16 protein-coding genes and 1 tRNA gene are annotated in these 19,013 nt (G+C 69.1%); 6 read left to right on the top strand and 11 right to left on the bottom strand.

The annotated features are described in order from the left end of the window. The 3 genes from ACMW4R_RS17415 to ACMW4R_RS17425 all read left to right on the top strand — a co-directional run. Positions 1 to 414: GDP-mannose 4,6-dehydratase (locus tag ACMW4R_RS17415; RefSeq protein WP_418300539.1), on the top strand; the 414-nt coding region annotated here is incomplete at its 5' end. Between the two features lie 63 nt (positions 415 to 477). Further along, the gene (locus tag ACMW4R_RS17420) at positions 478 to 1,266 is read left to right on the top strand and encodes a FadR/GntR family transcriptional regulator (RefSeq protein WP_058614600.1); all 789 of its coding nucleotides are present in this window, start codon (positions 478 to 480) and stop codon (positions 1,264 to 1,266) included. Next, on the top strand, positions 1,263 to 2,084 hold the full coding sequence (locus tag ACMW4R_RS17425; protein WP_058614601.1) for a siderophore-interacting protein: 822 nt from the start codon (positions 1,263 to 1,265) through the stop codon (positions 2,082 to 2,084). Before ACMW4R_RS17420 ends, ACMW4R_RS17425 begins: the two co-directional genes overlap by 4 nt. A gap of 72 nt (positions 2,085 to 2,156) precedes the next feature. Here ACMW4R_RS17425 and ACMW4R_RS17430 read toward each other — a convergent pair whose 3' ends face one another. Together ACMW4R_RS17430 and ACMW4R_RS17435 are read right to left on the bottom strand one after the other, a co-directional pair. Next, complete coding sequence (locus ACMW4R_RS17430) at positions 2,157 to 2,963, bottom strand: HAD-IIB family hydrolase (protein ID WP_058597218.1); 807 nt, start codon at positions 2,961 to 2,963, stop codon at positions 2,157 to 2,159. Between the two features lie 117 nt (positions 2,964 to 3,080). After that, positions 3,081 to 3,446 (bottom strand): META domain-containing protein, encoded by a 366-nt coding sequence (locus ACMW4R_RS17435; protein ID WP_058614602.1) that lies wholly within the window; start codon positions 3,444 to 3,446, stop codon positions 3,081 to 3,083. Positions 3,447 to 3,603: 157 nt separating this feature from the next. Here ACMW4R_RS17435 and ACMW4R_RS17440 point away from each other — a divergent pair, with 157 nt between their 5' ends. Then, on the top strand, positions 3,604 to 5,613 hold the full coding sequence (locus ACMW4R_RS17440) for a hypothetical protein (RefSeq protein WP_153001282.1): 2,010 nt from the start codon (positions 3,604 to 3,606) through the stop codon (positions 5,611 to 5,613). A gap of 423 nt (positions 5,614 to 6,036) precedes the next feature. Here ACMW4R_RS17440 and ACMW4R_RS17445 read toward each other — a convergent pair. The 4 genes from ACMW4R_RS17445 to ACMW4R_RS17460 form a co-directional block, all read right to left on the bottom strand. Beyond that, a tRNA-Pro gene (locus ACMW4R_RS17445) sits at positions 6,037 to 6,113 on the bottom strand. Between the two features lie 209 nt (positions 6,114 to 6,322). Beyond that, positions 6,323 to 7,825, bottom strand: a complete 1,503-nt coding sequence (locus tag ACMW4R_RS17450) for a hypothetical protein (protein ID WP_153004751.1) — start codon at positions 7,823 to 7,825, stop codon at positions 6,323 to 6,325. 113 nt (positions 7,826 to 7,938) lie between these two features. Continuing rightward, positions 7,939 to 8,862 carry a metallophosphoesterase gene (locus tag ACMW4R_RS17455; protein ID WP_058614604.1) on the bottom strand — a complete coding sequence of 308 codons (924 nt, stop codon included), beginning with the start codon at positions 8,860 to 8,862 and terminating at the stop codon, positions 7,939 to 7,941. Beyond that, positions 8,859 to 11,558, bottom strand: coding sequence for a transglycosylase domain-containing protein (locus ACMW4R_RS17460; RefSeq protein ID WP_058614605.1), 2,700 nt, complete (start codon positions 11,556 to 11,558; stop codon positions 8,859 to 8,861). The genes ACMW4R_RS17455 and ACMW4R_RS17460 overlap by 4 nt, the downstream gene beginning before the upstream one ends. 118 nt (positions 11,559 to 11,676) lie before the next feature. Between ACMW4R_RS17460 and ACMW4R_RS17465 the strand changes: the two genes are divergently transcribed. Together ACMW4R_RS17465 and ACMW4R_RS17470 are read left to right on the top strand one after the other, a co-directional pair. After that, positions 11,677 to 11,895, top strand: a complete 219-nt coding sequence (locus ACMW4R_RS17465) for a hypothetical protein (protein ID WP_013585749.1) — start codon at positions 11,677 to 11,679, stop codon at positions 11,893 to 11,895. After that, positions 11,892 to 12,359 carry a RidA family protein gene (locus tag ACMW4R_RS17470; RefSeq protein WP_058627886.1) on the top strand — a complete coding sequence of 156 codons (468 nt, stop codon included), beginning with the start codon at positions 11,892 to 11,894 and terminating at the stop codon, positions 12,357 to 12,359. Before ACMW4R_RS17465 ends, ACMW4R_RS17470 begins: the two co-directional genes overlap by 4 nt. 56 nt (positions 12,360 to 12,415) lie before the next feature. On the opposite strand, the gene ACMW4R_RS17475 is transcribed toward ACMW4R_RS17470, so the two are convergent. From ACMW4R_RS17475 to acs, 5 genes are all read right to left on the bottom strand, one after another. Further along, entirely contained in the window at positions 12,416 to 13,597 is a 1,182-nt protein-coding gene (locus tag ACMW4R_RS17475; protein WP_418300540.1) for a bifunctional 2-methylcitrate synthase/citrate synthase, read from the bottom strand. 2 nt (positions 13,598 to 13,599) lie between these two features. Continuing rightward, positions 13,600 to 14,502: a methylisocitrate lyase gene (gene prpB, locus ACMW4R_RS17480; protein ID WP_058614321.1), complete on the bottom strand. Its 903-nt coding sequence runs from the start codon at positions 14,500 to 14,502 to the stop codon at positions 13,600 to 13,602. Then, on the bottom strand, positions 14,502 to 16,028 hold the full coding sequence (locus tag ACMW4R_RS17485) for an MmgE/PrpD family protein (RefSeq protein ID WP_058614320.1): 1,527 nt from the start codon (positions 16,026 to 16,028) through the stop codon (positions 14,502 to 14,504). Before ACMW4R_RS17485 ends, prpB begins: the two co-directional genes overlap by 1 nt. Next, complete coding sequence (locus ACMW4R_RS17490; RefSeq protein ID WP_418300648.1) at positions 16,025 to 16,705, bottom strand: GntR family transcriptional regulator; 681 nt, start codon at positions 16,703 to 16,705, stop codon at positions 16,025 to 16,027. The genes ACMW4R_RS17485 and ACMW4R_RS17490 overlap by 4 nt, the downstream gene beginning before the upstream one ends. Positions 16,706 to 16,858: 153 nt before the next feature. Beyond that, positions 16,859 to 18,826, bottom strand: coding sequence for an acetate--CoA ligase (gene acs / locus ACMW4R_RS17495; protein ID WP_418300541.1), 1,968 nt, complete (start codon positions 18,824 to 18,826; stop codon positions 16,859 to 16,861). Positions 18,827 to 19,013 lie beyond the last annotated feature (187 nt).

Here is a 19,013-nt window from a genome sequence, read left to right on the forward strand (position 1 = left end):
GTCTCGCGGGTCGCGATCGGAACGCTCGACGAGGTCGGCGTCTTCGGGGACGACTACGACACCCCCGACGGCACCGGTCTGCGCGACTATATCCACGTCGTCGACCTGGCCGAGGGACACGTCGCCGCGCTCGAGCAGGCGCAGCCGGGGCACCAGGTCTTCAACCTCGGCACGGGGCGACCGGTGAGCGTGCTCGAGCTCGTCGCCTCGTTCGAGAAGGCCGTCGGGCATGAGCTCCCGAAGCGGATCCTCGCCCGTCGACCCGGCGACGTCGCCGCCACGTACTGCGACCCCACCAAGGCGGCCGAGGTGCTCGGGTGGCGCACGCGCCTCACCATCGACGACGCCTGCCGCGACTACTGGAACTGGCAGACGACGAATCCGGCCGGTTACGCCACGCCCGCCGAGGCCTGACCACCGCGCGTAGGCTGATGTGGTCCGGCCACATCGGCCCGGCCGGACGGGACAGGGGATGCCATGCCGGACACCGCACCGCGCGCGTGGCAGGTCGTTCTCGAGCGCATCGAGGCGGACCTGCGCGAGGGGCGCCTGTCTCCCGGTGATCGGCTGACGCCCGAGAGAGAACTGGCGTCGGTACTCGGAGTAGGTCGTTCGAGCGTGCGCGAGGCCATTCGTGTTCTCGAGGTCCTCGGGGTCGTGCGGACCGCGACCGGATCGGGCCCGAGCGCGGGAGCGATGATCGTCACCACCCCGCGCGGCGGACTCGCCGCTTTCCTGCGGTTGCAGGTCGCCGCGAACGGGTTCCCGATCGCCGACGTCGTGCGCACCCGCGTCGTGCTCGAGGGCGATGTCGTGGAGCGCCTCGCGTCGGATGCCGCGGCCGACCTCGGCGAGGTCCACGAGATCCTGGATGCCATGGACGCGGGCGAGCTCTCTCCCGAGGAGTTCCTCGCGCTCGACGCGCGGCTGCACCAAGCGCTCGCCGAGGCCTCCGGCAACGCGGTCATCGCGGCGATGATGGCGGGACTGCGCAGCTCGATCGAGTCCTACACCCAGCTCGGAGCGGCCCGCATGAGCGACTGGACGACGACCGCGCAGCGATTGCGGAGCGAGCACCGCGACATCGTCGCAGCCGTGGGTCGCGGGGACGGCAGCGCCGCACGAGACGCCGTCCGTGGGCACATCGCCGGATACTTCCGGCAGGTCGCCGAGGAGCTCGGGGCGCCCGTCGACGACGAGAGCGTCCGCGCGGCGATCATCGACACAGCGCCCGTGGGCGCCCGCCCGGAGAGAGGACTCCCATGACCGACCGCCCCGTTCGACCGCCCCGCCCGCAGCACGTGCTCGAGGTCGTCGCCACCGAGCGACTCACACCGCATCTGGTCCGCATCCGGGCGCGGGGAGCCGACCTCTCGGTGTTCCGCGAGAATCCCTACACCGACCGATACGTCAAGATCACCTTCGTGAAACCGGAGCTCGGTCTGGAGCCGCCCTACGATCTCGCGGCACTGCGGGACAGCCTGGCCCCGGAGGACCTTCCCGTCACGCGGACCTACACGGTGCGAGAGGTCGTCGGCGACGAGCTCGCGATCGACTTCGTCGTGCACGGCGACGAGGGTCTGGCGGGTCCCTGGGCGGCTCGGGCGCAGCCGGGGGAGCGTCTGGTCGTCTCGTCGCCGGGAGGCGGTTACGCGCCCGATCCTGAGGCGGACTGGCACCTTCTGGCCGGAGACGAGTCCGCCATCCCGGCGATCGCCGCCGCTCTCGAGGCTCTCTCCGCGGACGCCGTGGGAGTCGCCTTCCTCGAGGTGCAGGGGCCCGACGAACACGTGCCGCTCGCAGCCCCGGAAGGGGTCCGCGTCGAGTGGGTCCTCCGGGGTACCGCGCCGGCGGGCACGACCCGCGCGCTCGTCGACGCGGTTGCCGGATGGACCCCTCCGGCGGGACGCGGTCACGTGTTCGCGCACGGTGAGCGTGAGGCCATGAAGGGCTTGCGGGACGTGGTCTTCGGGCGATGGGGTCTGCCTCGCGCGCAGGTCTCGTTGTCGGGCTACTGGGCGTACGGGCGCACGGAGGATCGGTTCCAGGCGGAGAAGCGCGAACCGATCGGCCAGATCCTCTAGCCCCACCGCGGGTCCCGACGACGAAGAACGCCGCCTCGTGATCGAGGCGGCGTTCGTCGAATGATGCGGGCGTCAGACCTGGGCGCGGACCGGCAGCGTCGGAATGAGCTCGTCGAGGTAGTCGGCCGTGTCTTCCCAGCCGTGGACCGCGTGGCACGCGACGCCCATGGCGAGCACGGGGTAGTCGTTGCCGTCCGGGTCGAGGCGGTCGCCGACGAAGAGCATGTCGTCGAGGGGGATGCCGGTGGCATCGGCCAACTGGCGCATGCCGTAGGCCTTGTCGATGCCCCGGTGGGTGATGTCGACCGAGGTCGAGCCGCCGGAGCGGACCTCGAGGTCGGGGATGCGGGCTGCGACGGCCTCGCGAAGGCTGTTCTTCTTCTCCCCGGTCGGGTCCCACGCCATCTTCGCGTCGAGCGGCGCGCTTTGACCGAGCGCCGAGAAGGTGATCTGAGAGCCGCGGTCCTCGAGGATCTCGCCCCACGGTTCGGCTTCCCAGAGGCCGAGACGCTCGGCCTCCTCGCGGACGGCGGACAGCGCCCGCGTCTTCTCATCTTCGGTGAGGGAGTGGGCGTAGACGGTCAGGATGCCGTCGGCGCCGAGACGGTAGTACTGCGTGCCGCACGTCGGCATGAGGTGCAGATGGTCGAGGAGCGCCGGATCGGTCTGCGGCAGTCTCTCGACCACCTGCGACCGGAACTGCTGCAGCTGGCCGCCGGAGATGATCGCGACCTCTACGCGCTCCGCGAGAGCGAGCAGGAGGTCGCCGATACGAGGATCGATCGCGGTCTTGGACGGGGCGAGCGTGTCGTCGAGATCGAAGGCGACGAGACGGGGCGTGGTGTCGGGCACGGTGCTCCTGAGCGGTAGTGGCCGCATCGCGGGTGGCGGCACGGTCTGCGTTCGCCGGACGCGGGTGACCGCGCGGCTTCAGCCGATTCTAGGCGTGTCGGCACATCGACGACGGTGGGCGGGCCGAGCTTCAGGCCTGCGCGGTCAGGCCTTGCGCGTGAGGGTACCGATCGTGGCTCCGTCGCCGTCGAGGACGGTCATGGTGTCGCCATCGATGATGGCGCTCGACAAGCTGCGCAGCCACGTGTCGACGTCCGGGCACGCGCGGAGGGTCGACGCGCCGCGCGTGACCTCCACTCTGCCGTCCGTGACCGTGTACGAACCCAGGATGCCGTTGCATCCGTCGCTTCCTCGCAGGTCGCCGTTCTCGAGGATGAGGAATGCAGGCCCCTCGGCCTCCCAGCGGCCGTCTTCCGACGCGCTCTCCGTCGCCCCCGCTGCCGCGGCGCAGCCTGCCAGGCCGATACCGACGGCGGAGAAGGCGGCTGCGGTGAGAAGACTTCTGAACATGAGATTCTCCTCATTTTCGACCGAATACGAAAATACTTTCATAACAAACGTTCAGCTTGTCGTAGGGTAGGCGTCGACGCTGTGAGGTGGGTGGGGGCCCGAACGCGATCCCCGACCGTTTCGCGCGTCGTTCCACCGACACACACGAGATGAGACGATGACAAGAAACATGAAGCGCACGGGGTGGGTCGCTGCGTCCGCCGCTCTCGCGCTCACTGCGACCGGCCTTCTGGCCCCCGCGGTGGCCTTCGCCGGTGACAATCAGTCGATCGCACCCACGGCAGGTCCTGAGTTCGACTCGACCGCTCGCGAGCTGCTCAGCAGCGGCGACCAGGTCCAGGCGGTCGCCAAGGACGGCGAAGGCAACGTGGTCGTGTTCACCACCGCCGAGGAGTCGAACCTGGAGGGCGAGGCCAAGTCCTTCGTCCAGACCAAGTCGAACGTCAAGGTCCAGCACATCGACAGCGAGTTCTCGGCTCTGGCCGAGAACGACGTCGTGGGTGGCGCCGGGTACCTGGGCTACGAGTCGGCCGACCCGTCCAACGGCGGATACTGCTCGGTCGGATTCAGCGGCTGGACCCCGAAGGGCGACCCCGCGGTCATCTCCGCCGGTCACTGCGCCGTCGACGGCGTCATCGACCGCAGCATCCTGACCGTCCCCAGCAGCGACCCCGCCGGCGGCGGAAGCCAGTCGGAGCCGATGGCGGCGCTCGGCTCGCTGTCGTTCTGGCAGTTCGGTGGCCCCGACAACTCGCAGGGTTCGGAAGGCGACGTCAACTCGGTCGACATCTCGACCATCGACGTGACCAACGAAGACCTCGACCTTCTTCCGAAGGTCACCGACTGGAAGACGGCTTCGTCGGAAGACCTCGCCGCGTCGACCATCGACGTGCGCGCCGTGGGCTCGGCCCAGGTCGGCCAGGCCGCCTCGAAGTCGGGTCGCACCACCGGCTTCACCACCGGAACCGTCGACGCCGTCGAGGGCTGGTCCCGCATCGGCAAGCCCGACGGGACGTTCCGCTGGGTCTACGGCTTCGCCGTCGTCAGTGACCAGCGCGTCGGTGCCCCCGGCGACTCGGGTGGCGCTGTCATCCAGGGCAACACCGCCGTCGGTCTCGTCTCCGGTGGTACGGAGTCGGGCACCTGGATGTGGGCCGCTGACCTGCAGCAGGGTCTCGCCCAGACGGGTGGCTACACCGTCGCCATCAAGATCGACGACCCCGCACTGACCTCGCCCGCCAACGGCGGCACGGTCGGCGTCGGCGCTCCCATCACGGGTACCGCCCCGGCCGGCACCACGCTGAAGGTCACGCCCGCTTCGGGTGACACGTTCGACGTGCCCGTCGACGGCAACGGCAACTGGACGTTCAACGCGCCCGACAAGCTCGGCACGTTCGCCTTCTCGATGACCGCGGTCAACGGCTACAACAAGTCGTCGAAGGTCGACGCTTCCGTCGAGGTCAAGGCTGAGGCGCCGGTCATCACGACGCCCGCCAACGGCTCCACCGTCGAGACCGAGGTCACGGCGATCTCGGGCACCGGCCTCGCCGGCGCCACGGTCACGGTCGAGGGCGATGTCGACGGCACCGCCAAGGTCGCCGCTGACGGCACCTGGTCGGTCAAGGCCGACCTCGGCTACGGCAACTACACCGTTACCGCCTCGCAGGCGCGTGACGGCGAGACCTCGGCTGAGGCGACCTCGTCGTTCACCGTTGCTCCCACGGCTCCCACGATCACGGGTATCCAGGACGGTGCCACCTACAGCGGTGACGCCATCCCGACCTCGGTCTCGGGTACCGGTGTGAACGGCGCCGTCGTGTCGGTCACCGTGAACGACGCCAAGGTGGGTCAGGCCACGGTCAAGGACGGCAAGTGGTCCGTCGCGCTGAAGGACGCGCTCGGTGAGGGCGCCTACACGGTCGTCGCCACGCAGACGATCGACAGCGTTTCGAGCTCCGCCTCGGTGAGCTTCGCGGTCGCGGCCGCCCCGGCGCCGAGCCCGTCGCCCACCGCGACCCCCGGCCCCGCCGGTGGTGGTAACGGTGGCGGCAAGCTGCCCGTCACCGGTATGGGTGACCCGGCCCCGCTGGCCTGGGGTGCCGTTGCGCTCCTGCTCGGTGGAGTCGGTGCTCTCGGCTACCGTCGCCTGCGTCGCGTCGAGCGCTAAGCACGACTGACTGAAAGCACCCCGGTGCTCCTTTGCGGAGCACCGGGGTGCTTTTCTATGTGCAGGGGTTCGCTCGACCCACGCGAAGATTTGGGCACGCGTCCCCCCGCCCGCCGTCCGCGGTCGCGTGCAACCGAGATGAAGGGCGCCGACGTGGCCGTTCGCCGGCGGCCGGGGGGAGCGATGTGTCCGGGGCGAGGCAGCCGGACCTCACGCGGGATGCCCGCTGCTCTCGTCGGTCCCGGGCAGCGATCGCTCGTGGGGCGCATGCGGGCGAGGGGGGCGCGTGTGCGCCAGGGTGGGGCGTGCGCGCCTCGCTGTGGCTGCGTCTCGTGCTGGGAGCCGAGCGGGGCCGGGGTGGAAAGAGAGAAGCGCTCGGACCCGTGAAGGGTTCGAGCGCTTCTCTCGTCCGGATGAGGACAGTGGTCGGGGTGACAGGATTTGAACCTGCGGCCTCGTCGTCCCGAACGACGCGCGCTACCAAGCTGCGCCACACCCCGTGGCCAACCCTGAAAGTCTACCCCGTCCGCGGACGTGCGCCCAATCGGCGTGCACAACGGGAGTGTCGGTTGCGGGGCGTGTCCTCGCGGAAGCTCCGCCCGCGGCGTACGGACGGGCTCCCGCGAGGACATCGGCCCCGGACATCGGCCGCGGATATTGGCCCCGCACATCGGGCGGGACGTTGCCCGCCGGATGTCAGCGACGCGCGTCAGGGGTGACGTGTCGGGCGGCGCCTCGCGACGATGGCTGCCCCGGTGCCGAGCACGATCGCGATGATTCCTCCGACGGCGGCTCCGCCCGCGGAGGCGCTCGAGACGCCCGTGGCGGCGAGGGCCGTGGGAGCGGGTGACGCCGACGGAGCCGGCGATGTCGTCGGAGCGACCGTCGGCGTCGGCGTGTGCGACGGTGGCGTGGGGGCGAGCTGCTCCGTCTGCGACGGGGAGGCGAAGCGTTCGGCCCAGGCGTATCCCCGAGGCAGGTGCGGCGCGACAGCCGGGTCCTGCTCATCGCGGGAGATCCGCCAGACGGCGGTGTACACGCCCGGACCCGGAAGACGGTCGGCGAGCTCAACCCGGTAGGTGCCCGGTCCTCGGGCGGGATCCGTCGCCAGCGTGAGTCGGGCCACGGGGGAGAGGTTCGAGGGCACCTCGTCCGACTCCGCGGGGAATGCCCCGGTCCGGTAGAGATCGGCCGTCGCGCTGAGCGGGACGAAGGAGCCGTCCGCGAGGCGCGGCCACACGCCGTCGTCGACGGAGACGGTCACGTCATCGATGAACCGATCATTCTCGATGCGAGCCGAGGTCTCGATCCGAGGGCGGAACTGCACGGGGCGCGCGGAGGTGTCCTCCGTGGCGAGGACGAAGGTCTGCGGATCCGCGGGACCCGCGGACTCCTGCTGACCGGGCGTGCTGTACAGGCGCACCGCAGCCGCGCGCACGGTGAACGTCCCGGACGCGCGAACGGTGTACGGACGCCCGTCGCTGCCCTCCGGGCGGGGAGCAGAGATCGAGTAGACGACGCCGGCTCGGACGTCGTTCCGTTCCGCGGAGCCGGTGTCGGCGAATACGGCGTTCTCGAGGCGCAGGACGCCACTCGCGTCGGGGTCGACGTCGGCGACGATTGTGCCCTCGGTCGGCTCGTCGGCGGCAGTCGTCAGGGTGAGGGAGCCGCCGACGCGCGGCACGCGAACCGCGGCGGCCTCGGTGAGGTACTGCTCGACCCGTGTCTGGATCGCCGCGCTGTTCTCCGGGCTGGCGCGGCGCATGATGTAGTCGATCGCTTCGCTGAGCGAGTCTCCGCTGTACCCCCAGGAGTGAAGCGTGGTGTCGCGGTCGACGATCGCCTTGACGGCCCACCCCACGCTCGCGGCCTGGACGGGATCGTCGGTCTGGCCGTACGTGGAAACGAGATGGTTGATCGAGACGAGCTGCTGGGCGCTGAGCCCCCGTACGTCGGAGCTGACGCCGAGGTCGGTCGTCGTTCCCGTCGCGACGGGCAGTCCGGGATGGATGCAGTACGTGTGAACGGCGCCGACGCGCATGGACCCGTGCCATCCCGTGGAGGACAGGGGTGCCCACGTGCCGAATCCCGTTCCGCGATCAGCAGCCGTCGCCGGCGCGGCGAAGAGGGCTGTGGCGGTAGCGACCAGAGCGAGCACGGCGAGCAGCGCGCGTCGACGTCGGGGAGGTCGGGAGGAGCGGGGGTGATGCATGGAGAGTCCCTTCGATTGAGAGACTCGATCTTCGCTTCGTGACGAGTCCGCGAAACGGGCGAAGGGGCCGTTCCGTGGACGGAACGGCCCCTTCGGACGGTGTGCAGAAGCGGTCAGCGGGGCAGCAGCGTGAGCAGCGTCGCCTCCGGTCGACACCCGAAACGAACGGGTGCGTAGATGGAGTGGCCGAGGCCCGCGCTCACGTTCAAGGGCACCGAGCGGCCGCTGTGGGACCACTCGCTGAGGCCGCGCGCCTGGTCGAGCGGGAGGTCGCAGTTGGACACGAGTGCTTTGCGGCTGAAGGGCACTCGCACCTGACCGCCGTGGGTGTGTCCCGCGAGAAGGATGTCCGCCCCCAGGTCGGTGAACGTGTCGAGCGTTCGACGGTACGGGGCGTGCATCACTCCGAGCGTGAGGTCGGCGGCATCCAGAGTCGCCAGGACCGGCGGAATCTGGTCGGGGCGGTCCCACTTGCGGTGGGCGTCGTTCACTCCGAACGCCGTGATGCGCACACCCTTCACCTCGAGCGATACGGCGGTGTCGTCGAGGATGTTCCAGCCGAGGTCGTCGGAGAAGAATCGGTCGAGAGCTTCGACGTCGAGGTGCTTGTGGGCGGGGACGTTCCCGGAGGGGCCGAGGAAGTACCGCAGGGGATTGCGCGGCGACGGCTCTTGGAAGTCGTTCGATCCGTGCACCACGAGCCCGGGGATGCCGCGCAGGGGTGCGAAAGCGGTACGGATGCCGGTGAGCCCGTCGCGGTGGCCGAGATTGTCGCCCGTGTTCACGACGAGGTCGGGCGACAGGTCAGCGAGCCGGGCCATCCATTCCTGCTTACGGTGTTGCCACGGAGCCATGTGCGCGTCCGACACGTGGAGGACGCGAATCGGTTCCGCGCCCTTCGGAAGGACACGGAGGGCGTGGTAGCGGACCGTGAAGAGGTAGCGCTCGATGCCGACGCCCCAGACCGCGGCGCCTACAGCGGCCGCCCCCGCAACCCCGAGGGGTGCGAGGGCGGCCGTTACTGCGGGACGGGTCACGGGCAGTCCTTCGCGGCGATGCTCAGCGACACCGGGGTGTTCTTGTTCGTCGCGGTCCCTGCGGCGGGGTTCGTCCCCGTCACGCGGCCCTCGGCGGGTGCGCTCGCGTCCTTCTCGCAGCTGCCGATCGAAACGGTCCCGAAGCCTGCGGCGAGCAGAGCGGCCCGGGCGGAGCTGACGGGGTTCCCGGACACGTCCGGCACCGTGGCGCCCTGGCCGTTGCCGGGGCTGATCGTGATCGTCGATCCCGCGGGCGCCGTTCCCCCACCGGGGTTCTGTGCCGCGACGCGATCGCCGCCCATGTCGGAATCGACGGGGGAGCCCACGGTCACGCTGAAGCCTGCGGACTCGAGCGTCGATCGGGCGTCGTCGATGCTCTTGCCCACCACGTTCGGCAGGTCGCGCTGGATCGTGCGCGTCAGGTTCGACGGCGGCTGGGGGAAGGCGTCCCCTCCGTAGAACTCGTCCGCGGCGCTCTGAGCGCCCTCGGCGATCGTGTACCTCATGTTCGAGAGCTGTTGCCCGTTCCAATACTTGCCGAACAGGGTCTCGGTGCCCTCCCAGTTGCCGACCCACACCGCGGTGGTGACGTTGGTCGAAGACTCGATCATCCACGTGTTCCAGCCCTCGTGGGTACCGGTCTTGCCGATCAGGGCGGTTCCGTCGAACGGGTTGGCCGACTGTCCGGTTCCGCCGCCGGTCATGACCCCCTGCAGAGCGTAAGCGGCCGCGGCGGACACCTCGGGCGTCAGGGTACCGGGCGTGCACTGGCGGTCGGGGATCGGACGCTCGGCACCGTCGCTGTCCGTCACCTTGTCGATGACCTTCGGCTGGCAGTGGGTGCCGCCGTTGGCGACCGTCGCGTAGGCGCCGGCCATCGCGATCGGAGAGACGTTGTCATCGCCGATGACGTTGTTGGCGACCCGCATCTCGATGTCGGTGCCGTCGCCACGGGTGACGCCGAGCTTCTTGGCGACCTTGGCGATGTCGCAGAGGTCGAGCTGTGCGGCCATCGCGAGGTACCCGGTATTGAGCGAGTTCTTGGTGAAGGTCATCGGGGTGCCGTAGTAACCCGGGTCGGACGCGAAGTTGTTGATGATGGTGCCGCCCCCGTTGATCCAGTCGCCGTAACAGGAGTTCTTCATGTTCGGCACCGGACGCAGGCGACCGTTGAGGTTCTCGTTGAGCGAGTGGCCCTTCTCCAGCCAGTCCACGAGTGTGAAGAGCTTGAAGGTCGACCCTGCGTTGAAGCCGATGGAACCGCCGGTGTCCTTGTCTCCCGCGAAGACGATGGAGTTGTAGGCGGGGTCCGACTCGGCCTGCGTGGGATCCTGCGTGAACTTCGTGTTCTGCGCGATGCCGAGGATGCGGCCGGTCTTGGCCTCCATGCTGACCGCGGTGGAACCGAACTTCATCCCCTCGAAGCTCTGCGGCGCGTTCTCGTTCATCGCGGTCTGCGCGGCATCCTGAATACGCCAGTCGAGCGTGGTCTGGATCGTGAGACCGTCCTGGCGGAGCGCGTCGACGCGGTCGTCGACGGTGGCGCCGAAGGCGGGGTCGTTCAGGATCGTCGCGACGACGTACTGGCAGAAGTACGGGGCGCCCGAGTTCGCGCAGCCCTGGTCGGTCGCGGTGATCTGCGGGGTGATCGGCTCGATGGCCGCCGCGACGTACTGCTCGTGCGTGATCTTGCCGTCCGCTTCCATGCGGCTGAGGACATACAGCTGGCGACCCTTGGTCTCGCTGTAGCCGTCGGCGGCGTTCACGAGCTGCTCCTGCGTGATCTCACCGTTGTCGCGCAGTGTGTAGAGCGCCTGGATGGTGCTCTGGTCGACGTCGTCGATCGACCCGTCGGGTGCCTTGTTCCACGACGTCTCGCCGTCGCTGATGGACCCTTCCGGGCGGTCGATGCGGAAGCGGTTCGGGTTCTGCACCATGCCCGCGAGGACGGCGGCCTGGCCCACGTTCAGCTGCGCGGCCGGGACGTTGAAGTAGTACTTGGCGGCTGCGTCGATGCCGTAGGTCACGCCGCCGAAGTTCGCGATGTTGAGGTACCCGAGGAGGATCTGATCCTTCGTGTACTGCTTCTCGAGCTGGATGGCGTACCGCATCTCCTGCAGCTTGCGCTGGTAGCCCGCGACGCCGTCGGACTGGATCGCCTCGAGGGCGCACGCCTGCAGGGCCTCGTCGCGCGTCTGCGCGGGCTGGCCGTCGGAGCCGTCCGTCGCTTTGGCGTCGCGCTCGCAGCGCTGCACGAGCACGTTCTTGACGTACTGCTGGCTGATCGACGAGCCACCCTGGGTCTCGCCGCCGGAGGCGTTGCTGAGCAGCGCACGGGTGGTACCGATGAGGTCGACGCCGCCGTGCTGGTAGTACCGCGGGTCCTCGGAGGAGAGGATCGCGTCGTACATGACGGGGTTCACCTGGTCGAACGTGACGGGTGAGCGGTTCTGGTCGTAGAACTTCGCGAGGACCCGGTCGCCGGCCATGAGCGTCGTGGGCAGCATGAGCGCGTCAGGCTGCAGGTAGCTCGGCATGTTGTCGAAGATCGTGATGGCGCTGCTGGCGGCGGCACCCGACACGGCGATCGCCGGGGTGACAGCGGCGGTCAGCAGAACACCGGCGGCCGTGCTCAGACCGACGAGGCCGAGGATGCCGCCGAGCGCACCGCTAGCCGTTCGTTTGTTCTCAGGCATAGGGTTGATGCTAAGCGACGTTGCTGGGCGATGCCTCGATGGCGTGCGCTCGCGCGCGTACGCGTCCTGGCCGCGCACATCTCGTGCGCGGCATCCGAGTCACCTCCGGGAGCTGCGAATGACCACGTGGGAGTACCTCACCACGCCGCTGTTGATCCACAACACCGCGGCGATCCTCAACAACTGGGGAAAGCAGGGGTGGGAGCTCGTGCAGGTCGTCACCGGCCCCGAAGGCGGCCTCGTGGCCTACTTCAAGCGCCCGACCGGCGGCGGCACCGCCAACGCGGGCCTCGGGGCAGCCGAGGCCGCTGCACGTCAGTTCGAGGGCCAGCAGTGAGCGTCGCGGAGCGTCTCGCCGAGCTCGGTGTCGAGGTCCCCTCGGTCGTCCCGCCGGTGGCGGCCTACATTCCCGCGAAGCAGCACGGCGATCTCATCTACACCTCCGGTCAGCTGCCGATGGTGCAGGGCGCCCTGCCTGCCACGGGCAAGGTCGGCGAGTCCGAGGGTCTCGTGAGTCCCGCGGATGCCAAGACCTACGCGCGTCAGTGCGCGCTCAACGCCCTCGCGGCGGCTGCGGCCGTCGCCGGCGGTGTCGACAAGCTGACGGGCGTGCTCAAGCTCACCGGGTTCGTGGCATCCGTCCCTGAATTCACCGGGCAGCCCGGCGTCATCAACGGCGCGAGCGAGTTCCTGGGCGAGGTCTTCGGCGACGCCGGGGTCCACGCACGCTCCGCCGTCGGTGTTCCCGTTCTGCCGCTGGACAGCCCGGTCGAGGTCGAGGTCGTCTTCACCGTCGCCTGAGCCAAGAGAACGTCAGAGGGGGCGGGACCGCACAGGTCCCGCCCCCTCTGACGTTCCTACGCCTCTTCTGGCCGTGCGGCGGCAGCTCGGTCCGCTTCGGACGCGACGTAACCCTCGACATGCCGTTCGTCGGGGCCGTTGTACGCCGACAACGGGCGGATGAGGGCGTTGGATGCCGTCTGCTCCATGATGTGCGCCGTCCAGCCCGTGACGCGGGCCGCGACGAACAGCGGGGTGAAGGTCAGGGTGTCGAAGCCGATGAGGTGGTACGCCGGTCCGGACGGATAGTCGAGGTTCGGGTAGATGCCCTTCCGTGCGACGAACGCGGTCTCGAGCTCGTCGTACAGGGCGGCGAGTTCGTCAGCGCCGTAGTGGGCGACGAGCGTGTCGAGGGCCGCCTTCATCGTGGGAACGCGAGAGTCGCCCTTCTTGTAGACCCGGTGCCCGAAGCCCATGATCTTCCGCTTGTTCGCGAGGGCGTCGTCGAGCCAGCCCGCGACCCGCTCGGCCGAACCGATCTCGTCGAAAATGTGCATGACCGCCTCGTTCGCGCCTCCGTGCAGAGCGCCCTTGAGGGCACCGATGGCGCCGACGACGGCTGAATACAGGTCGGCGGTCGTCGAGGTGATGACGCGCGCCGTGAAGGTGGAGGCGTTGAACGAGTGCTCGGCGTACAGGATCATCGACACGTTGAACGCCTCGGCGACGATGTCCACCGGCTCTTCGCCGAACGTCATCCAGAGGAAGTTGCGCGAGTAATCCAGGTCCTCTCGCGGCGGAACCAGCCCCTGCCCCCGTCGGCGGCGCTGGTCGTACGCGACCATCGCAGGGATCTTGGCGAACAGCAGCTTCGCCTTGGCGAGATCGGCCGACGGAGAGTTGTCGGCCACGTCGGCCACGTCGGCCGCCGAGGCGCCGAGCGCCGAGACGGCGGTCCGCACGACGTCCATGGGGTGAGCGTCGAGCGGGAGCAGGTCGATCACGGTCTTGATGTCGTCGTCGAGGTCGCGGTTCGCGCGCTCGAACGTCTCGAACTCCGCGCGCTCCGACTCGGTCGGCAGGTCGCCGTTCCACAGCAGCAGGGCGACGGCCTCGAACGACTGCGTCGCGGCGAGCTCTTGCACGGGATACCCGCGGTACAGGAGCGAATTCGTCTCGGGATTGACCTTGCTGATGGCGGTGTAGTCCACCGTGACGCCGGCGAGGCCTTTCTTGATGTCGTCCTGGGTGTCAGCCATGCTCACTCCTTCGTGATGGTGAAGTCGAAGATGTTCGTGTCGAAGTGGTTGTACTGCTCGTAGTCGATCAGGTCGTAGAGATCGGCGCGATGCTGCATCTGCGCGAGCTGGCTCTTCAGGTGGCCTTCGACCTGCAAAGCGTCGAGCGCGCGGTCGGCCGCCCCCATCGCGAGGCGCAGGAGCGAGACCGGCCAGATGACGATGTTCACGCCGACGCTCCGCAGGTCGTCGACGCTGAAGAGGTCGCTCTTGCCGAACTCGGTCATGTTCGCCAGGATCGGCACGTCGACCGCCGCGCGCACCGCCTCGAACTCCGCGAGGGTGCGCATCGCCTCGGGGAAGATCGCGTCCGCTCCGGCGTCGACGAGCTGTCGCGCGCGGTCGATCGCGGCGTCCAGACCGTCGACGGCCCGGATGTCGGTGCGGGCCATGACGAGGAAGTTGTCGTCACGCCGCGCATCGACCGCCGCGCGGACGCGCTTGATCGCGGTGTCGGTGTCGACCACCGCCTTCCCGTCGAGGTGGCCGCACCGCTTCGGGTTGATTTGGTCTTCGATGTGGCATCCGGCCAGTCCCGCGTCTTCGAGCGTCTGGATGGTCCGCGCGACGTTCATGGGTTCGCCGAAACCGGTGTCGGCGTCGATGATCGCGGGGAGGTCGGTCATCCGGGCGATCTGCTGCCCGCGACCGGCGACTTCGGTGAGGGTGGTCAGACCGATGTCGGGAAGCCCGAGATCGGCGCTCAGCACCGCTCCCGAGATGTACACGCCCTCGAACCCCTTGCGTTCGATGAGGCGGGCCGAGAGCGGGTTGAACGCCCCGGGGAAGCGGAGGAGTTCGCCGGATGCCAACCGCTCGCGGAACGCCCGCCGCTTCTCGGCTGCCGAGACCGACGAGTACAGCATCAGAAGAGTCCCTTGGGCGCGGGAGCGGATGCCAGGACGCCGGGCTTCGCGACGATGGTGAGCTGCATGACCTCGGCGGGGGTGAGCTCGGGCAGGCGCTCGGCGAGGGCGAGGAAACGATCGATCTCCTCGGGAAGCAGGACGGGCTCGGCGAGGATCCGGAACTTGCGGATGTAGTCCTCGCGGGCGAACGGCCGGGCGCCGAGGGGGTGGGCGTCGGCGACGGCGATCTCGTCCTCCAGGGTCGACCCGTCGGTGAGGGTGATGACGACGCGACCGCCGAACGCCTTCTCGTTCGGGTCCTCGGAGTGGTACCGGCGGGTCCACTCTGCATCCTCCGCCGTCGTCACCTTGTGCCAGAGTTCCACGGTGTCCGGGCGGCCCGCGCGTGCGGGGGCGTAGGAGTCGACGTGGTGCCAGGCGCCGTCCTGCAACGCCACGGCGAAGATGTACGGGATGGAGTGATCCAGCGTTTCGCGCGAGGCCGTGGGGTCGTACTTCTGCGGGTCGTTCGCGCCGGAGCCGATCACGTAGTGCGTGTGGTGGCTGGTGTGCAGCACGATCGAGGCGATGTTCGCCGGGTCGGTGAGGTCGGGGCGCTCGTGGTGGAGCTTGCGGGCGAGATCGATCCACGCCTGCGCCTGGTATTCGGCGGAGTGCTCCTTCGTGTACGAGTCGAGGATCGCCCGCTTGGACTCCCCGTCACCCGGCAGCGGGACGTCGTAGGTGGCGGTCGGGCCGTCGAGCAGCCAGGCGATGACACCGTCTTCGCCTTCGTAGATCGGGGAAGGCGACGTCTCGCCCCGCATGGCACGGTCGACGGCTTCGATCGCCATCTTCCCCGCGAAGGCGGGGGCGTGCGCCTTCCACGTGGAGATCTCGCCCTTGCGGGACTGGCGGGTCGCGGTGGTGGTGTGGAGGGCTTGGCCGATCGCCTGGTAGATCGTGGCCTGATCGAGGCCGAGGAGGGTGCCGATGCCGGCGGCGGCCGAGGGGCCGAGGTGGGCGACGTGATCGATCTTGTGCTTGTGCAGGCTGATCGCGCGGACCAGGTCGATCTGCACCTCGTACGCCGTCGCCAGCGCCCGCACCACGGCGGCGCCGTCACGGCCGGTGTGCTGGGCGACGGCGAGGATCGGGGGGATGTTGTCGCCGGGGTGGGAGTAATCCGCCGCGAGGAACGTGTCGTGGTAGTCGAGTTCTCGCACGGCGACGCCGTTCGCCCACGCCGCCCACTCCGGGCTCGAACGTCGCTCCAGCGCGCACCCGAACACCGTCGCCCCGGCCCCGCCGATCGACACCGCGTGATCCAGCGCCTGCTGACGCGCCGCGCTGACCGGCTCGCGCGATAGCGACGCCGCCGCGACGGCGGCGTTGTCGATCACCCGGTTGATGATCATGTCCGCCACATCGGCGTCGACCGCCACCGGGTCGACCGCGACTCGCGCGAGAGACCATGCGAGTTGTCCCTCACGGGCCAGGTTCTCTTCGCTGCGGTGGACACGAACGTGGTGCGTGATCGTCATGATCTTCTCTTTCGGCCGGTGGATTGCGTGCTGGACGCGAGGGTCGGGGAGGTCTCGAGCGAGTCGAGGATGCTGGTGAGGGCGTTGTGCAGGTGGACGTGGACGGCGTGCGCGGCGAGGTCGCCGTCGCCGGCCGCGATAGCCGAGGCGATCAGGCGGTGCTCGGCGACCGAGGCGGCGAGTCGTTCCGGGCGGTACCGGGCGAGACGTCGGACGCGCACGAGGTGAGCGCGGACGGTGCGCAGCGCGCCGACCAGATAGTCGTTGTCGGCGGCGGCATCCATCTCCTCGTCGAACTCGGCGATGAGCGCGTAATACGCGTCGCGGGCGGTATCGCCGTCAAGATCGGCGGCGGCGAAAGCGTCCGCCAGACGGGCGAACGCTTTCGCCGAGGGCGATGCCGCGGCCAGGCGGGCCGCCGTCTCCTCGAGGGCGCGGCGGACGGTGAAGAGCGCCCGGATGTCGTCGCTCTGCACGTCGGTGACGACGGTGACCCGGGGGGACGATTGGGCGACGAGTCCGTCGGATGCCAGGCGAGCGAGAGCCGTGCGCAGGGGAGTCCGGCTCACGCCCAGGCGGGCGGACTGCTCGACTTCGCCGAGGACGGTGCCCGGCGCGAGGACGCCTGTCTGGATCTCTTCGAGGAGGGTTGCGTAGGCCCGATCGCTCGCGCGCATGCTGGCCTCCTCGACATCGCCGTTCACCGCTGAGTGTATACGCAAGGCGCCCTGCGGGGTGGCGATCGTGTCGTCGAGGGGTCCAATGTATCCAGAACACGAAAGATCCCGGATGCGGGGGTGTGGCATCCGGGATCTTCCGTGTCGCGTCGTCTACTTCACCTGTGCGCTGATGACGCTCATGACGGCGGTGTCCGCGAGGGTCGTGGTGTCGCCGACCTCCCGGCCTTCGGCGACGTCGCGGAGGAGACGTCGCATGATCTTGCCGGAGCGCGTCTTGGGGAGCTCGCCGACGATGTAGACGTCGCGCGGGCGGGCGATCGGGCCGATCTGCTCGCCGACCCATTTGCGCAGCTCGTCGCCGAGCCCCTCGACCGGGTGCTGTTTCAGGTAGCTGCTCTTGATGATGACGAAGGCCACGACCGCCTGACCCGTGGTCTCATCCGACGCGCCGACGACGGCCGACTCGGCGACGCCCTCGTGCCCCACCAGGGCCGATTCGATCTCGGCCGTCGAGAGGCGGTGACCCGAGACGTTCATGACGTCGTCGACCCGCCCGAGGAGCCAGACGTCTCCGTCGTCGTCGAGACGAGCTCCGTCGCCCGCGAAGTAGTAGCCCTTGTCGGAGAACTTGTCCCAGTACGTCTCGCGGAAGCGATCGGGGTCGCCCCAGATCCCCCGCAGCATGCTCGGCCACGGCTCGGTGATCACGAGCAGACCGCCGCTGCCGTTGCCGACCGGCTCGCCCTGATCGTCGACGACGGCGATGGAGATCCCGGGGATCGGAACCTGCGCCGATCCGGGCTTCGTCTCGGTGACACCGGGGAGGGCGGAGATCATGATCGCTCCCGTCTCGGTCTGCCACCAGGTGTCGACGATCGGCGTCGTGTCGGCGCCGATGATGTCGCGGTACCAGACCCACGCCTCGGGGTTGATCGGTTCGCCGACTGACCCGAGCAGGCGCAGCGAGCTCAGATCGAACTTCTGCGGCACGTCGCGACCGATCTTCATGAACGAGCGGATCGCGGTCGGCGCGGTGTAGAAGATCGTGACGCCGTGCTTCTCGATGAGCTCCCACCACCGGCCCGGGTGCGGGGTGTCGGGGGTGCCCTCGTAGAGCAACTGCGTCGCGCCGTTGGCGAGCGGACCGTAGGCGACGTAGGTGTGGCCCGTGATCCAGCCGATGTCGGCGGTGCACCAGTAGACGTCGGTCTCGGGGTGCACGTCGTGGACGACGCGGTTGGTGAAGGCCGCCTGCGTGAGGTACCCGCCGGAAGTGTGGAGGATGCCCTTGGGCTTCCCGGTGGTGCCGGAGGTGTAGAGGATGAAGAGCGGCGTCTCGGCGGGGAACGCCTCAGCCTCGTGCTCGCCCGAGGCCTGCGGGACGACGTCGTGCCACCAGATGTCGCGGTCGTCGATCCACTCGACGTCGTTCTCGCCGCGCTTGACCACGAGCACGTGCTCCACGGTCTCTTGGATGCCGGACCCGTTGCGGTCGGCGAGCGCCTGGTCGACCGCGGGCTTGAGGGGAGACACCTTTCCCTTGCGCCAGCCGCCGTCGGCGGTGATGACGAGTTTGGCGCCGGCGTCGTCGATGCGGGAGCGGAGACTGTCGGCCGAGAAGCCGCCGAACACGACCGAGTGCACTGCCCCGATGCGGGCGACGGCGAGCATGGAGGCGATGGCCTCGGGGATCATCGGCAAATAGATCGCCACGCGGTCGCCGCGCTCGATCCCCAGGCCGATCAGGACGTTGGAAAGGCGCTTCACCTCGTCGGTGAGCTCGGCGTAGGTGACGTTCCGCTGATCGCCGGGCTCACCCTCCCATCGCAGCGCGATGCGGTCGCCGTGGCCGGCTTCGACGTGACGGTCGAGGCAGTTGTACGCGACGTTCAGCTCGCCGTCGCCGAACCACTCGGCGAAGGGCGGGTTCGACCAGTCGAGCACTCGCGTGAACGGCGTGTGCCAGTGCAGTTCTCTCGCCTGGTCGGCCCAGAATCCCTCGCGGTCGGCCGCGGCGCGCTTGTAGAGACTCGCGTCGGCGACGGCGTTCGCGGCGAACTCCGCCGAGGGGGCGAAACGGCGGGTTTCATTGAGGAGATGGTCGATCTGGCTGCTCATCGCGGCGCTCCTTCGCGGTCGAGGGGATGCCGCGTCCTCGCAGGCATCGTCACCGTGATGACGCTAGCGAGAGCCTCCGACACCCGGCCACCTCCGATAGTTGGCATCCCCGCCGGAAGAAACAGGTGATATATCAGGGCGCGGTGGCGCGTGGTGAGTTGGCGCGGCCGTCCGAGGCGCGTAATCT

Source organism: Microbacterium sp. S1037 (assembly GCF_048381605.1).
GTDB lineage: Bacteria > Actinomycetota > Actinomycetes > Actinomycetales > Microbacteriaceae > Microbacterium > Microbacterium testaceum_B.